Consider the following 16,330-nt stretch of genomic DNA (forward strand, 5'->3'; position numbering starts at 1 on the left):
CGCGTATTCTACCCTTGCCACCGCTGATTTACTAGCCTTTGATGACGTTGAAATCGTACTTTATAGTTCATCGCAGGACATTCATCGATTTGATAACCCAAATATAACCACTGTTTCTGTTCTTTCTGGGCGTGCTGGATTTGAAACAGAACACCTAGTGTTCCCATAGAGATGTCGATATCAGGATCGAAGAAGGTGTAAAATGCGCTTGTGCAGTGAGACATCACATCAGTGACGGCGATGCCGACTAACTGGCTATCATCATAGATGTGCATGAACTTTGTGGCAAGCCATTCATTTTTAGAGAATTGTAGAAACTCTTCTTTTTTTGGGGGATACATGGTTCCCGAACGGTGACGAGCGGTTATATAGCGACTATATAAGTCAAACCAGTTGTCATCCATCTCGTCTTTCAATTCCCAACGTAGTGATTTGGCTTTGTTGAGGATTCGTCGTTGGCTTTTGGAAAACTTGACCTCGGGAATCGAGAGGCGAATAGCTTGGCACGCAGAGCAATTATCGCAATGTGGCTTATAAATGGTCGATCCACTGCGGCGAAATCCGTTGGCGAGCAGGACTTCATAATTATCTGAAGTATGCATGTGTTCATCAAGCGTGACCGCCACTCTTTCTTCAAGATGTGGCAGGTAGCTGCAAGCATGGTTATCGGTCAATCCAATTCTGATTTGTTGTAAATCTGAACTCATGAAGGCGTTCCCTCTAGCCATTGTGATTTAAAACATCCATCGCTAAGTTGATTTTCTTTAAGTATTTTCAAAGCACTAAGGAACTCATCTCTTTCTACTTCGATAGCGCCCAAGGATTCCAAATGAGGGTTCATGACTTGGCAATCGATGAGTTTTCCTCCGAATCGTGTAAAGTGTTCACAAAAGTACCACAGTGCAATTTTAGAGGCATTGGTCTTCAGACTAAACATCGATTCACCACAAAAGACTTGGCCTCTTTGCAAACCGTAAAGTCCGCCGATAAGCTCGTCGCCTTGCCAAACCTCAACGGAGTGGCAGAAGCCTAATGAAGAAAGTTCGCGGTACGCTGACTGCATGTCACCGTTTAGCCAAGTTTCTTCTTCGGGTCTTAGCGAGGAGCAGTAGCCAATCACTTTGTCTGTCGCTTGGTTGATGCTGACACGGTAATTATGCTTTCTTTGAAACTTTTTAAGACTTTTTGACGGTTCGAATGTCTTAGGATTAAATACCGCTCGTGGTGCTGGGCTCCACCAAAGTATAGGCTCCCCTGGGCCGTACCATGGAAATATACCTTGGCTATAAGCGTTTAAAATTCGCATGGGTGACAAATCACCACCGAAGGCGAGCAGACCGTTAGGTTCATCAAGCGCGTCGAAAGGCGAAGGAAACTCTATACTAGTAGTATCAAGTTCGGTTAGGTATATAGTCATAAGTACCGCGTTACAGATTAATCACTGACCAAGAGGTCTTTAGGAGTTTTACCATGAAAAAGTTGCTTTGGATTTTACTTGTTTTGCCCATGTTGGCAAATGCAGCTTACAACAGAAACCAAGCTCGACCGGTCAATGAGGTCGTTTATGGTGAGATTGACACGGTCAGATACATTACCCAACAAGAGATCGTAGAGTCGAAAGCGAATGGTTGGGAAACCTTGTTAGGTGCGGCGATTGGTGGCTTGATTGGTAATCAATTTGGTGGCGGTACCGGCAAAGAAGTCGCAACGGCCGTCGGTGCTGTGGCGGGCGCCGGGATTGCTCGCAATCGAGGTAACACACAATACAAAGTGGAATATAAGCTCGTCGAATTATTGGTCAAAACTAAAGATGACAAGTTGGTTAACATCATTCAAGACGTCGATAGCTCGATGTTGTTTAACCGAGGTGATGATGTGCGAATTCTCTATTTTTCAGACGGCGTCCGAGTTGATCTCGCGTACTAGTATGTAAATGTGTTTAGTTGGCTAATTAATCGCCTTTATCGAGGGGATTAGCTCTGGAGTTCATTGTAAAAGTTCGTTAGTCTGCAAGTACGAAGAATTATTCATCACCCGAAAATAAATACGCGCCAGTGACTTCGGGTGGTACAAGGACTATAAGATTTAATGGAAAGCCTTACGTTACAACCAATTCAAAAAGTGAGCGGGGAAGTTAACCTACCTGGCTCAAAAAGTGTTTCCAACCGTGCGCTTCTTTTGGCTGCACTTTCAACTGGAACCACGCGCCTAACAAACTTACTAGACAGTGATGATATTCGCCATATGCTGAATGCTTTGACGCAATTAGGTGTTGATTATCAGCTGTCTGCAGATAAAACCGTCTGTGAAGTGACGGGTGTGGGTGGTGCATTCTCAAGTGACAAAACCCTAGAGCTTTTCTTAGGCAATGCGGGTACGGCGATGCGCCCGCTGGCTGCTGCACTTTGTTTGGGGCGTGGTGAATATGTTCTGACTGGCGAGCCTCGCATGAAAGAGCGACCAATCGGTCACTTAGTGACAGCACTGCAAGAAGCCGGCGCCGACGTTGAATACCTAGAAAACGAAAATTACCCACCATTGAAGATCACGGGTACTGGCCTTAAAAGCGGTACGGTTTCAATCGATGGTTCTATCTCTAGCCAATTTTTGACGGCATTTTTGATGGCTGCGCCTTTAGCTGAAGGTGAGGTAACAATCAAAATTGAGGGTGAATTGGTTTCTAAACCTTACATCGATATCACGCTACACATTATGAAACAATTTGGTGTGGATGTGATCAACAACGATTACCAAGAGTTCGTAATTCCGACTGGGCAATCTTACTCAGCACCGGGTGATTTCTTGGTTGAGGGTGATGCATCATCTGCGTCATACTTCCTTGCTGCCGCAGCGATTAAAGGCGGTGAGATTAAAGTAACGGGTATTGGTAAAAATAGTATCCAAGGTGATATCCAATTTGCTGATGCGCTTGAGAAAATGGGTGCAGAAATCGAATGGGGTGACGACTACGTGATCTCTCGTTGTGGTGAGCTGAAAGGCATCGATATGGACTATAACCATATCCCAGATGCAGCGATGACTATCGCAACGACAGCTTTGTTTGCTAAAGGAACAACGGCAATCCGTAATGTTTACAACTGGCGTGTGAAAGAGACCGATCGCTTAGCGGCTATGGCCACAGAGCTTCGTAAAGTTGGCGCAGAGGTCGAAGAAGGTGAAGATTACATCATCGTTAACCCTGTTGCTCAACTGACACATGCGGCGATCGATACCTATGATGATCACCGTATGGCGATGTGTTTCTCGCTGGTTGCCTTGAGCGATACTCCTGTGACAATTAATGATCCAGGTTGTACTTCAAAGACTTTCCCTGACTACTTCGACAAGCTGAAAATGCTGAGTCAATAAAAATGCTAAGCATGTAAAGGTCCAGGAAGTAAAAAAGCTTGCCTAAATGGCAAGCTTTTTCGTTATTGTTGAAGCGTAAATTCTTTTGAAAGATGGTGCGCTAAGTATTTAAACATGTTAAATACTGCGGTTGTATTCTCTGTCGGCATTCCATTGCTGTCTAAGAAGTATTCACCTTTGAAGATGAGGACATCGTCTTTTTCTACTACGCTGTTTGCGCGCATGCCTTCAATGTAGTCATCATGTGATTGGATAATTTGGTTTGCGATAAGCAGTAAATCAAATTCTGCTATTACTTTCTTTGTCATGAGTTTATCTCTGATAACTGAATATAACGTTGAGTTTATGGTGTCGAACTAGAAATTCAATGATTTCACAACCGATTAAGAGAGTCTTTTCAAACATCCACAATTTATTTTGTGATTTACGGCAAAAATAATTGAATGGGGCTCGCGTTAGATTCGCGGACAAGCTTAGTATGAGCCCGTTTAGACGTAATGCCTGATGAATAGGCTCTTGCAAGTATTCTTAGTGAGTACTTTATAGCTTCTTTATATTGTGCCCCTTTTCTCTATGAGTCGTCGAATTGTCGAGCGATCAGATCCAATTTTGAAAAAAGCGGTTGATCTTCTAGTAATCTCGCACAATAGTAAAAAAAGAAGCAATGAATTTAGAATATCATGCGTAAAAGCCCACAAGCTAAATTGTTGGTGCTGAAGCATCGTGATTAAGGACGTTAGAGTCAATATGGGTAAATCGCTCGTTATAGTGGAGTCGCCAGCCAAGGCTAAAACTATCAATAAATATCTTGGCAAAGACTTTGTCGTTAAGTCGAGTGTAGGTCACGTACGTGATTTACCAACGGCGGGTCAAAGTACTGGTCAAAAGGCTGCTGCAGTTTCAACCAAGGGTATGAGCCCAGAAGATAAAGCTCGTATCAAGAAAGAAAAAGATCGCAAAGCTCTCATTAAAAAGATGGGTATCAACCCATATCAAGAGTGGGAAGCGAACTACCAAATTTTACCTGGTAAAGAAAAAGTCGTTGCTGAATTGCAAAAACTGGCTGAGAACGCAGACCATGTTTATCTCGCAACCGATTTGGATCGCGAAGGAGAAGCTATCGCATGGCACCTTCGTGAGATCATCGGTGGTGATGAAACGCGATACAAGCGAGTGGTTTTTAACGAAATTACCAAAAATGCTATCCAACAAGCTTTTGAAACTCCAGGTGAGCTAAACATTGATGGCGTAAACGCACAACAAGCACGACGTTTTATGGACCGTGTTGTTGGCTTTATGGTGTCGCCACTGCTTTGGAAGAAAGTAGCACGAGGCCTATCCGCTGGCCGTGTTCAATCAGTCGCTGTAAAACTACTGGTTGAGCGCGAGCGCGAGATCAACGCTTTTATCCCCGAAGAGTTCTGGGATGTGCATGCTGATACCAAAACAGTAGAGAAAACAGATTTCAGACTGCAAGTCGCTCAGAAAGACGGCGTTGCGTTTAAACCTGATAATGAAGCGCAAACACAAGCTGCAGTTAGCGTTTTAGAAAAAGCTCAATACGAAGTATGTAAACGTGAAGACCGCCCAACTAAGAGTAAGCCGTCTGCACCTTACATAACGTCTACGCTGCAACAAGCGGCGAGTACGCGTCTTGGTTACGGCGTGAAGAAAACCATGATGTTGGCTCAACGTTTGTATGAAGCGGGTTACATCACTTATATGCGTACTGACTCAACCAACTTGAGTTCAGAAGCTGTTGAAGCCGCTCGTGAATACATTGGTTCTGAGTACGGCGAGCAATATCTTCCACCTAAAGCACTTGTATACGGCAGCAAGGAGGGCGCTCAAGAGGCCCACGAAGCGATTCGTCCTTCAAGTGTAGATGTTAAGTCGGAAGACTTAAACGGCGTAGACGCAGACGCACACAAGCTATATTCACTGATTTGGAATCAATTCGTTGCTTGTCAAATGACACCTGCGCAATACGATTCAACGACAGTAAGCGTTAAAGCGGATGAGTACACGCTAAAAGCGAAAGGCCGTATTCTTAAGTTTGACGGTTGGACTCGCGTTCAACGTCCAATGGGCAAAAATGAAGATACTATTCTTCCTGCTGTACAGGTTGGTGAAAAGCTAGACTTAATCGCACTCGACCCTAAACAGCACTTCACTAAGCCACCAGCACGTTTCACTGAAGCTGCGCTGGTTAAAGAGCTTGAGAAGCGCGGTATTGGTCGTCCTTCAACTTACGCATCAATCATCTCGACGATTCAAGATCGCGGTTATGTAAAAGTTGAACAGCGCCGTTTCTATGCTGAGAAGATGGGTGAAATTGTTACTGACCGTCTAGATGGCAGTTTCAATGATCTAATGAACTATGACTTTACTGCTCGTATGGAGCAGAAGTTAGACCAAATTGCAGAAGGCGAAGCAAGCTGGAAAGGCGTGCTAGATAACTTCTTCGAAGACTTTACTGGCGATTTGGAAAAAGCGGATCTAGACGAAGACGCTGGTGGCATGAAGCCAAATCATATCGTAGAAACCGATATTGAGTGTCCAACTTGTAGCCGTAAAATGGGTATTCGTACAGCTTCTACAGGCGTATTCCTAGGTTGTTCTGGTTATGCACTTCCACCAAAAGAGCGTTGTAAGACAACAATCAACCTTGGTGATGAAGAAGGTATTATCAACGTTCTTGAAGAAGACGTTGAAACAGCAGCACTTCGAGCGAAAAAGCGTTGTCCTATTTGTGAAACGGCAATGGATGCTTATCTGATTGATGATAAGCGTAAGATGCACGTGTGTGGTAACAACCCTAACTGTGAAGGTTATGTGGTTGAACACGGTGAATTCAAAGTCAAAGGCTACGATGGTCCACTTGTTGAGTGTGACAAATGTGGTTCTGACATGGTTCTGAAGAACGGTCGTTTCGGTAAATACATGGACTGTACGAGTGAAGATTGTAAGAACACTCGTAAGATTCTGAGAAATGGCGAAGTAGCGCCACCTAAAGAAGACCCAGTGCATTTTCCTGAACTTCCATGTGAAAACTCAGATGCGTACTTCGTACTTCGTGACGGTGCTTCTGGTCTATTTATGGCAGCGAGCAACTTTCCTAAATCACGTGAAACACGTGCGCCATTAGTGGAAGAGCTGGTACGTTTTAAAGACCGTATTTCACCTAAATTCCAATACCTGACATCAGCACCAGTTGCTGATCCTGATGGCAAGCCGACAGTCGTTCGTTTTAGTCGTAAGACCAAAGAGAACTACGTTCGTACTGAAGCGGATGGTAAACCATCTGGTTGGACTGCGTTGTACATCGATGGTAAGTGGGAAATTACGGATAAACGTAAAAAGCCTAAAGAGAAGTAACTGAACGTTATTTGAAAAAAAACAGCCATTAGGCTGTTTTTTTTTGACCAAAATACGACTAATTATGCAACTGGTTGATTTGGTGTATTGATTGCGAGAATTTATTAAATTCACAGGGAAAAATAAATGGAGATGATTAATTATATCTTCTTATGCAACTTTAACGAGAATGTAACTTAATTCAAATATTGTAACTCAAAGATCAGTGTTTAGTTGTATACCTGATGTGTGACGGGTGTTAATGTAATGTTTCGCCCGCACGGTGTAGTGTGAGCTGCTTTAAGTCTTAGGAAAGCAATCAGCTTACATAGCACAGAATGGCGTATTAAAAATTGAAATCGACCGAAAAGTCGATAACGTATATAAAACCAAGTGCAAAGAATAGTGCACGCATAACAACGTTTGGCTTAGGATATTGTCACTGTATGTGAATGAATATTCGTTAAGTACCGAAATAAGTGTTAGTGCTCATCCCCCAGAGGAAGACACCTCTACGAGTACTGACATCGACAAGCTATAGATATATGGAGAATAAAATGGCTGGTGTATTGGGAATGATTCTTGCTGGTGGTGAAGGCTCTCGCTTAAGACCTTTGACTGAATCTCGCAGCAAACCCTCGGTTCCTTTCGGTGGTAGTTACCGCTTAATTGATTTCGCTTTGAACAACTTCGTTAATGCTGATCTTATGAAGATCTACGTATTAACACAATTTAAGTCACAATCTCTGTTCCACCACATGAAAAAAGGTTGGAATATCAGTGGCATCACAGATCGTTTTATCGACCCAATTCCTGCGCAAATGCGTAAAGGAAAGCGTTGGTATGAAGGCACAGCAGATGCTATCTACCAAAATATGGGTTTTATGGAGCTGGAAGAGCCAGATCAAGTCTGTATTTTTGGTTCTGACCATATCTATAAAATGGACATCAAACAAATGCTTGATTTCCATAAAGAAAAGAAAGCAGCGTTAACCGTCTCTGCACTGCGTATGCCGCTTGCTGAAGCATCAGAATTCGGTGTTATCGAGGTGGATGCTGAAGGCCGCATGATTGGCTTTGAAGAGAAGCCTGCAAATCCGAAGTCGATTCCAGGAGACCCAGAGTCAGCGCTCGTTTCAATGGGCAACTACGTGTTTGAAGCGAAAGAACTTTTTGCTGAATTAACGGAAGATGCAGATAAACCTGAATCTTCACATGACTTTGGGAAAGACATTATTCCAAACATGTTCCCACGCGGTGATGTGTTTGTTTATGATTTCAGCACCAACCGCATTACTGGTGAGAAAGAAGAAGTTTACTGGCGCGATGTAGGTACGATTGATGCGTACTGGCAAGCACATATGGACCTTCTTAAGAAAGATGCACCATTCTCGCTATACAACCGTAAATGGCCTCTACACACTTACTATCCGCCACTACCACCAGCGACGTTTACTGACTCGGCTAATGGTCGAATTCAGATCATTGATAGCCTTGTGTGTAGCGGTAGTTACGTACGTGGTTCGCGTATTGAAAAGAGTGTATTAGGCTTCCGCAGCAATATCGCATCAGCGTGTGATATTAGTGAAAGTATTTTATTAGGTGATGTGAAGGTGGGCGAGGGTTGTATACTTCGTCGCGTTATCATTGATAAAGATGCAGACATCGCACCAGGCACTCAAATTGGTGTAAACCTGACAGAAGACAAAAAGCATTACCACGTATCTGACGATGGTGTAGTTGTTATTTCTAAAGGAGCGCGAGTTGGTTACTAAAACTCTCTCGGTACTTTTTGTAGCGTCTGAAGTTGAAGGCTTGATTAAAAGTGGTGGCTTGGCTGATGTAGCCAAGGCACTGCCGAAAGCGTTACAAACACTCGAACAGGACGTTCGAGTGACTATCCCCGCGTATAGAAACATTCCAAACATTGATGCAGCCGAAGTCATTTTATCGACCGAGCTCGATCATTGGCCTCATACCGCTTACCAAGTCAAAAAACTGAGTGTAGAAGGTGTTCAAGTTTTTGGTATCGAATGTGCCAAATATTTCGACCGTCCAGAAATGTATGCAGAAAATAATCAAGCTTACGCAGATAACGGAGAGCGTTTCTCGTTCTTCAGTGCAGCCTGCCTTGATATGCTTCCTAAGCTTGGCTTCCAACCTGATATCATTCATGCAAATGACTGGCATACAGGCTTTGTTCCTTTTTTGCTTAAATCGCGTTATCAACAACATGATTTCTTTGAAAATACGCGCAGTGTTATCTCAATTCACAACGCAGTTTTCAAAGGTGTGTTCGCATACGATGAACTGCAATTTCTACCAGAAATGCATAGCTACAATGTGCCTGAAGCTTCAGTGAGTGACACGCATGTCACAATGCTGAGAGCCGGCGTGATGTGTGCTGATAAGGTGAACGCAGTCAGTCCAACGTATGCCGAGGAGCTGAAAACGGAATTAGGCAGTCACGGTATGGCAGCAGAATTCCAGTACAGATCCGCGGATCTTTTTGGCATTTTGAATGGTTGTGATTACGGAGCTTGGAACCCGGAAACGGACGCTTTCCTTCCTCGTAAATTCAAAGCGACAAAGCACAGCATGGTTCGTGGGAAGTCAGCTTGTAAGCAAAAACTGCAGCAAGATGTTGGACTCCCTATCACCGATTGTGCGGTTTATGGCATGGTTTGTCGTTTGACTAATCAGAAAGGTGTTCATTACTTACTGCCTATCATCGAGCAGTTTTTGAAAAACGATCTTCAGATCGTGATTGTTGGTACTGGTGATCCAGTTTTAGCGAGTCAGCTGAAAGAGCTGTCGGCACTTCACTCAGATAAGTTCTCGTTTGTAGAAGCGTATAATAATGAGCTTGCGCACTTAGTTGAAGCGGGTTCTGATTTCTTCTTGATGCCTTCGGAGTTCGAACCTTGTGGCTTAAACCAAATCTACAGCATGGCTTACGGTACGTTACCGATTGTTCGCTCTGTGGGCGGTTTAAAAGACAGTGTGAATGATTACGATCAGGATCCCGAGATAGCGACCGGCTTTGCTTTTGAAGAGCCAACACCGCAAGCGTTACTGGCAGTATTGCATCGTTCATTACTACTTTATGCACAAAACCCCGCTGAAATTAAGCGTGTTCAACTTTACGCGATGCAACAAGATTTTAGTTGGGAAGATGCGGCAAAAGAATATCTTACGATGTACCATTCTGCATTTTAAAGTGCTGAATTAGCTGTAAAATAAGCTGATGTATAACAACTGAACTTAATAGTAGAAGGCGCTCTGATAGTAGAGTGCCTTTTTGTTTTCTGGTCAGATCACATCACGTTTAGGAAGAGAAAACTTGCAAACTCATTTTAGTCAGGTAGAAAAGGTGGGGTAGGTATTCACATGACTAATGTTAGGTTTGACACTATTATCACTTAAATTTCTTGATTGCGTGATATCCTTAGCCATCGCCTTGTGATGAGGCAGAGCACCATTCCAATAATTAAAGCGATAGGTATGTCTGAGAGTTTACTATTTCATAAAACATTTACTCACCCTACGAGCGATGAGTGGGTTGTATTTGTGCATGGCGCAGGAGGCAGTTCCTCCATTTGGTTTAAGCAGATCAAAGCGTATAAACAGCACTTCAACTTGCTTCTCATTGATTTGAGAGGGCATGGTAAATCAGACAACATCCTCAAAGAGCTGATTTCGAATCGTTATACGTTCAAAGCGGTAACGCTCGATATTCTTAAGGTGTTAGACCATCTGAAAATCCGTTCTGCACACTTTGTAGGCATGTCTTTGGGCACGATTATTGTCCGTAATGTCGCAGAGCTAGCGGCTGGCCGAGTACGTTCAATGGTACTAGGTGGTGCCGTGACCAAACTCAACACTCGCTCTCAAGTCTTAATCAAGTTGGGTAACTTGAGTAAGCACATCATTCCTTATATGTGGTTATACAGCCTTTTTGCTTACGTTGTGATGCCACAAAAAAGCCAAAAAGAATCACGTAACCTGTTTATCCGCGAAGCCAAAAAGCTGTGCCAAAAAGAGTTTAAACGCTGGTTTATCCTTACGGCTGATGTGAACCCATTGATGAAGTACTTTAAAGACCGAGAGTTGCCGATTCCAACTTTGTATTTGATGGGCGAGCGCGACTACATGTTCATCAAGCCAGTAAAAGAAATGGTAGAAGCGCATAAGTCGAGTGAGTTGGTAGAAATTGCCAACTGTGGGCATGTGTGCAACGTAGAAAACCCTGAAGAATTCAATCAACGATCTATCGCTTTTATTCAAAAGCAAATTCAGTGATTCTTTAGCAGAACAGATGCTCGAATAGAATTGAAACAAAAACGGGAAGCTAATTTTAGCTTCCCGTTTTTATTTGGAGGAGGTATCTGACCGAGTTGTTATATAAGGCCGTTGGAGCCACTTTACCTTTCAAAACCTGCTATTCAGGTGAAGCAGTACCGCACTGCCAACAAGAACCGAATTGTGCTTCGTTGACTTCATGACATTCTCCGCAACGCCACTCTTCATAAATGATCGAATCTTGCTGTTTCTGGTAGTCATTAACAACTGCCCGGGCTTTGCTCGCCAATTCTGGCTCATATAACCATACGTAAGGGTCAGTTTCTTCGGCAAATGGGATTTCCCCTTTCAAACCGAATAACCCTTCACCACGAACTTCACACGCAATATTCATACTTTCTAGTAATCCACAGATGATGTGGGCTTCTGTCGGATTCGATGCACTGAAGATTTTCATTGAGATAGAACCTTATCTGGCTATATGCGTTATTTAGCTATTATAAGTATACGTTATTCAGCCACAGGTGCTGAGCGAAATTTATTCATCAACCATTTAGCAATGATTGGGAATACACCCAGCAAGGCAAATGACAATAGTACTGAAGGGGACACGATACCCGAAAGTGAATCAATTTCCGCGAGTTGAGTACCAGCATTCAAGAAAACGGCAGTACCCGGTAACATTCCTATTTGACTTGTAATGTAATAGCGACTCACAGACATCGGTGTTAGACCCATCAACAGGTTGATAAGGAAAAATGGGAATACAGGAATCAGACGCAGAGAAAACAAGTAAAATGCTCCGTCTTTTTCAACGCCCTTGTTAATCGTTGCTAATTTGTCACCAAATTTAGTTTGGATCCAGTCACGTAACAGATAACGGCTACTTAAAAACGCGAGGGTTGCACCAATGGCACTGGCGAAAGAGACCAGCAGCAAACTATTCCAGAAACCAAATAGCGCAGCCCCTAACAGGGTCACAACAGCAGCACCAGGAATTGAGAAAGCAGTAATCATTACATACGCGACAAAATAGATAGCAGCGGCAGCAATGAAGTTGCTATCAATGTAGTCATTTAAAACGGCTTGTTGGGCCTTGGCATTTTCAAGCGTTAGGTATTGGCCGAAATTGACGCCTAACAAGACGATGGTTACGACCAACACAATACCCAATATCATTTTCTTACTCATTGATACTTCCTCTAAATTTTCAATGTATACCATTAGTATAGATAGACAGGCAAAGCATAGATTAACTTTCAGCAGATATAAAAAAAGCCGCAGTAAATGCGGCTTAGTTATGTATATAGTTTTTCACTTACAATGTTAATTGACGCGATTGATAAGCTCTTCACGACGCTGCTGCGGTATAACAGACCAATGTGTGCCATTGATCGCGCCTTCTAGCGCCCAAAGTAGTTCAATACTGACAGAAGACGCATGTGATTCTTTGATGGCGTTAAATGCGTTTACAGAGCCAGATTCATATAAACGCTCTACGGAATCGATCCCTGCTTTTTTCAACATACGCTCAGTGGCGAGTCGAAGGTTGGGCAGATCTTTGAGTCGAGTAGGCTTAGCTGAAGATTGCTCAGCTTTTTCTTCTTTAGCAAAACCCAGAGACGTTGTTGCAAGCTGCAAGATTTTCTCTTGGTCTTGCCACAGGCCTTCGGGTAAAGCGAAATATTTAGTAACGACAGGGAAACCACGTTTTTTGTAGACGTACGGTTGAAACCCTTGTTGTTCGAACTGTTTCGTTGTGCATTTGTCTGCTCGTATGTGCAGCTGGTCATTTACAACCAGAGCAAACATAGTGTCATCAGCAAAAAGACCGAAGCCACCAAACATCGAGCGTGATTTTATTTTTCCTAGGGATTCAAATAATTTCATTGAATCCTTTAGTATCGGTTTATCCATGTTATTTATCTCGGTGTATTTGAACTACGCCACCAAATAAGCAGGTCCGAGAGATTAGCAAAATGTTGCAATTAAATTGTCAATTAGCCGTAAATTACTAAATTATTAGTAGTTACTGCATTTTGCCATCGGTAACCCCGCTACCATACCAACGAGTGGTTTAGGCCGGAAGCTTTGCGTCTCACTCTTTCAAGTGATTTGCCCTGTGCGTGACTGATTGAATAGAATAAAGTTTTTGTTGAATGAGGCTCACACTTGTTATTTCAAAATGTGATACTGCTTCAATTAATGATCTTTCCAGTATGATACCAGGTTCATTGATGTTGTTGATAAAAAAAGCGCACCTAAAGGTGCGCTTGATTAAACTAAACTGAATTTATCAATTAATTTAACGTTTTAACTGTGCTTCGCTCAACAATTTCAGGGTGCATTTCGAATACACGTTTTTCATGGTCTTTGTCTTTGATGCGTTCTAACAAAATTTCGAATGCATTCTTACCAACACGACGCTTCGGTTGGTGAACCGTGGTCAATGGTGGAGAGAAGTATTCAGCTAACTCGATGTTATCGTAACCAATCACTGAAATATCTTCAGGGATACGAATACCTTGTTGTTGTAAGCGACTCATTAGGCCAAGTGCCATGGTGTCGTTAAAACAGAATACGGCTGTAGGGCGATCTTCCATTTTAATAATTTGATCAGCAGCAATCACAGCGGTATCACACTCAAAGTTGCCTTCAATGATTAGACGCTCATCAGTAGCTATTTTGGCTTCACCCAACGCACGTTTGTAACCTGCAATACGTTCTACACATGCTGCTTTGTCTAAGTGGCCACTTAAGCAAGCAATCTTAGAATGACCGCGTTCAATAAGGTACTTGGTTGCCAGATAGCCACCTTCTTCAGAGTTATCAATGATCTTATCGGCTTGAGAGGTCTCAGGGCCCCAATCCATGACAACTTTAGGGATATCAGCGTGACGGTCTAACATCTCTCTTAATTCTTCAGTTAGGTCTGAACACATAACCAAGATGCCATCTACACGTTTCTCTGCAAGCATTCGAATGTAGTCGCGCTGCTTCTCATAGATACCGCCAGTGTTACACAAGATCAAAGTGTAACCTTGACGGTAACAGTAACTCTCAACACCATCGATAACTTCAGAGAAGAATAGGTTGGTTGATTGAGTCACTAGCATGCCGATAGTGCGCGTTGTATTACATTTTAAGCTACGAGCAACAGCACTCGGCGCGTAGTTTAGTTCGTCTACGGCTTTGTTTACTTTTTCTTGAGTCGCTTCTGCAACAAAGCGAGTTTTGTTGATTACGTGAGAAACGGTTGTTGTTGATACGCCTGCTAAGCGAGCGACATCTTTTATAGTGGCCATGGTTTTATCCTATTAGAAGCTACTTTCCCAAAGTACGGAATGAAGTAGCCGTTAAGCTACCTAACTAAGAGCTTAAATTTGTAGGGCTCTTTGGGTACTAAAGTGCTAAAAAACAAAAAACCGCTATTGAGCGGCTTGTCTTAACACCGAAATGCTCAAAACTATAATAAGCATAGCATTTCGTGAATGTTTCATATTTTATCGTTTGCGGTCACAATTTTAGACTGACTAGAAATTACTCGCAATAAAATTCACCCGGAAATCCGGGTGAATTGTCACATTCTTCTGAATTTATTTAACGAGTCATCCAATCAGCTTATTCACCAGCAAGGTATTGGGTGTCCAATTTGCAGAATGCAAGTAGCAGAGATGAGACTGATGCGTAGAAACCGAATTCGTCAACGTCATGACATTTAACGTTGAACTTTGGTACCCAAGTAAGAAGTTGTTGCTCGATAAATTGCTGTTGAACAGCGAAGGATTTTTCTAGCTCTTCTTCAAGCTCCGTTTCATTAGAACGGATGATCAAGTTGCCAAGGAAGTCGAGTTCGATAGCGATGTGGTCAGCTGGTTCTTTTAGGTCTTGGTTCACCACTAAGTTGTGCTTGGCCATGATCTCTTCCATATCTTTTGCTGGCTTATCATTCAAAAGGCCAGTCTCACCGATATACATAGAAGCGTAAGGAAGTGCGCCATGCTTATCTGTTTTTAAGAATAAGTCACAGAAGTCAGCAGACAATTCTAGTTGAGCATCCTCACGCGTTTGTAGGCGGTTTAGCGCATCCACTAGGCTATCGATCGCCGGTTTTAGTGTTTCATTTTCGCCTAAACCAGTTAGGAAAGAACGAATTTCAACAGAGTGGTAGTGATCGAGTTCTTCTTGAGTGAGCTCTTTAGCGAATAAGCTTGATAGCCACCAGTATATTTCTGCTCTTTGCTCGTTGAACGCTTTCGTATCTTTCATTTCTTAGATCCTGATTTAGTCTTGTGGTGTTACTTATATGCATCTTGAAGTTACTTGTGCAAAGCACACCAAGGCTGAATAACAAGGTTATTTGCGAAACGCAAAGTTACTCGTTAGTAGTAATGCCTATATTGAATTGCGATGGACGATAAATAGCAAGGTTTAAGATTGTCTTGTATCAAAAAAGATCCATGTTTCTGGCTTTTATCTTGTGTACCACTAGAATTGTTACGAGTTATGAATAGAATAGTCACTGAAACTATTAAATAAGAAAAGTGGTGTAGATGAGCTATCACGTATTAGTCGTAGAAGATGATGTGGTAACCCGCAGTAAACTGGTCGGATACTTCCAGAACGAAGGTTACACAGTAAGCGAAGCAGAAAGCGGCGCTCAAATGAGAAACGTGTTAGAAGATAATAACGTTGACCTCATTATGCTGGACATCAACTTACCAGGCGAAGATGGATTGATGCTAACTCGCGAATTACGCAGTCAATCAGACATTGGAATTATTTTAGTTACTGGACGCACGGATAGCATCGACAAAATCGTTGGCCTTGAAATGGGCGCTGACGATTACGTTACTAAACCCTTCGAACTTCGCGAGTTATTGGTTCGAGTTAAAAACCTACTTTGGCGCATTTCTGCCGCTCGTAAAACAGCAGCAGGTAAGGTTGAAGAGACTGAAGACGAATCTGTGGTTCGTTTTGGTGAGTGGACGTTTGATATCCCTCGTCGTGCGCTAAGCAAAAACGGCGAGCCGGTAAAACTGACTAAAGCTGAATATGAACTGTTGGTAGCGCTTTCTTCTTACCCTAACCAGGTATTAAGTCGTGAACGCATTCTGAATATGATCAGCCACCGAGTGGATGCTCCAAACGATCGAACTATCGACGTGTTAATCCGTCGTATGCGTGCGAAGATGGAGTTTGACCCTAAGAATCCACAAATTTTTGTAACGGTTCACGGTGAAGGTTACATGTTCGCTGGTGATTGATTTCCTTCGGGAGTGACCAATCAACAACGATATTT

15 protein-coding genes and 1 riboswitch are annotated in these 16,330 nt (G+C 42.8%); of the genes, 7 read left to right on the top strand and 8 right to left on the bottom strand.

What is annotated here, in order from left to right; genetic code table 11:
- Positions 1–8 precede the first annotated feature (8 nt).
- Both AC3CHU_RS05440 and aat read right to left on the bottom strand, forming a co-directional pair.
- Positions 9–707, bottom strand: a complete 699-nt coding sequence (locus tag AC3CHU_RS05440; protein WP_146455908.1) for an arginyltransferase — start codon at positions 705–707, stop codon at positions 9–11.
- A complete protein-coding gene (aat, locus tag AC3CHU_RS05445; protein ID WP_017078161.1) occupies positions 704–1,417 on the bottom strand; it encodes a leucyl/phenylalanyl-tRNA--protein transferase in 714 nt (237 codons plus the stop codon). Before aat ends, AC3CHU_RS05440 begins: the two co-directional genes overlap by 4 nt.
- A gap of 53 nt (positions 1,418–1,470) precedes the next feature.
- Here aat and AC3CHU_RS05450 point away from each other — a divergent pair, with 53 nt between their 5' ends.
- On the top strand, positions 1,471–1,926 hold the full coding sequence (locus AC3CHU_RS05450; protein WP_488525199.1) for an outer membrane lipoprotein: 456 nt from the start codon (positions 1,471–1,473) through the stop codon (positions 1,924–1,926).
- Positions 1,927–2,088: 162 nt separating this feature from the next.
- A complete protein-coding gene (gene aroA / locus AC3CHU_RS05455) occupies positions 2,089–3,369 on the top strand; it encodes a 3-phosphoshikimate 1-carboxyvinyltransferase (RefSeq protein WP_114633778.1) in 1,281 nt (426 codons plus the stop codon).
- Positions 3,370–3,431: 62 nt separating this feature from the next.
- Here aroA and AC3CHU_RS05460 read toward each other — a convergent pair whose 3' ends face one another.
- A complete protein-coding gene (locus AC3CHU_RS05460) occupies positions 3,432–3,677 on the bottom strand; it encodes a YciN family protein (protein ID WP_004736440.1) in 246 nt (81 codons plus the stop codon).
- A 439-nt stretch (positions 3,678–4,116) separates the two neighbouring features.
- Between AC3CHU_RS05460 and topA the strand changes: the two genes are divergently transcribed.
- From topA to AC3CHU_RS05480, 4 genes are all read left to right on the top strand, one after another.
- Positions 4,117–6,747 (top strand): type I DNA topoisomerase, encoded by a 2,631-nt coding sequence (topA, locus tag AC3CHU_RS05465; RefSeq protein WP_488525200.1) that lies wholly within the window; start codon positions 4,117–4,119, stop codon positions 6,745–6,747.
- A 536-nt stretch (positions 6,748–7,283) separates the two neighbouring features.
- Positions 7,284–8,501 carry a glucose-1-phosphate adenylyltransferase gene (glgC, locus tag AC3CHU_RS05470; protein ID WP_017078163.1) on the top strand — a complete coding sequence of 406 codons (1,218 nt, stop codon included), beginning with the start codon at positions 7,284–7,286 and terminating at the stop codon, positions 8,499–8,501.
- Positions 8,491–9,945 (top strand): glycogen synthase GlgA, encoded by a 1,455-nt coding sequence (glgA, locus tag AC3CHU_RS05475; RefSeq protein ID WP_488525201.1) that lies wholly within the window; start codon positions 8,491–8,493, stop codon positions 9,943–9,945. Before glgC ends, glgA begins: the two co-directional genes overlap by 11 nt.
- Before the next feature lie 285 nt (positions 9,946–10,230).
- A complete protein-coding gene (locus AC3CHU_RS05480) occupies positions 10,231–11,028 on the top strand; it encodes an alpha/beta fold hydrolase (protein ID WP_061021819.1) in 798 nt (265 codons plus the stop codon).
- A 139-nt stretch (positions 11,029–11,167) separates the two neighbouring features.
- Here the strand turns inward: AC3CHU_RS05480 and AC3CHU_RS05485 are convergent, their stop codons facing one another.
- The 5 genes from AC3CHU_RS05485 to torD all read right to left on the bottom strand — a co-directional run bounded on the left by AC3CHU_RS05485 (position 11,168) and on the right by torD (position 15,297).
- Entirely contained in the window at positions 11,168–11,485 is a 318-nt protein-coding gene (locus AC3CHU_RS05485; protein WP_488525202.1) for a putative signal transducing protein, read from the bottom strand.
- A 53-nt stretch (positions 11,486–11,538) separates the two neighbouring features.
- Positions 11,539–12,219, bottom strand: a complete 681-nt coding sequence (locus AC3CHU_RS05490) for a TVP38/TMEM64 family protein (protein WP_004736447.1) — start codon at positions 12,217–12,219, stop codon at positions 11,539–11,541.
- Between the two features lie 135 nt (positions 12,220–12,354).
- Positions 12,355–12,945: a TfoX/Sxy family DNA transformation protein gene (locus tag AC3CHU_RS05495; RefSeq protein ID WP_004736448.1), complete on the bottom strand. Its 591-nt coding sequence runs from the start codon at positions 12,943–12,945 to the stop codon at positions 12,355–12,357.
- 127 nt (positions 12,946–13,072) lie between these two features.
- A riboswitch (cyclic di-GMP riboswitch) is annotated at positions 13,073–13,158 on the bottom strand.
- A 170-nt stretch (positions 13,159–13,328) separates the two neighbouring features.
- The gene (gene purR, locus AC3CHU_RS05500; RefSeq protein WP_017076453.1) at positions 13,329–14,333 is read right to left on the bottom strand and encodes an HTH-type transcriptional repressor PurR; all 1,005 of its coding nucleotides are present in this window, start codon (positions 14,331–14,333) and stop codon (positions 13,329–13,331) included.
- 316 nt (positions 14,334–14,649) lie between these two features.
- The gene (torD, locus tag AC3CHU_RS05505) at positions 14,650–15,297 is read right to left on the bottom strand and encodes a molecular chaperone TorD (protein WP_114633775.1); all 648 of its coding nucleotides are present in this window, start codon (positions 15,295–15,297) and stop codon (positions 14,650–14,652) included.
- A gap of 284 nt (positions 15,298–15,581) precedes the next feature.
- On the opposite strand from torD, the gene torR reads away from it, so the two are divergent.
- The gene (gene torR, locus AC3CHU_RS05510; RefSeq protein ID WP_054547289.1) at positions 15,582–16,295 is read left to right on the top strand and encodes a two-component system response regulator TorR; all 714 of its coding nucleotides are present in this window, start codon (positions 15,582–15,584) and stop codon (positions 16,293–16,295) included.
- Positions 16,296–16,330 lie beyond the last annotated feature (35 nt).

The sequence above is a fragment of the Vibrio sp. QJM3NY_39 genome, assembly GCF_057785895.1.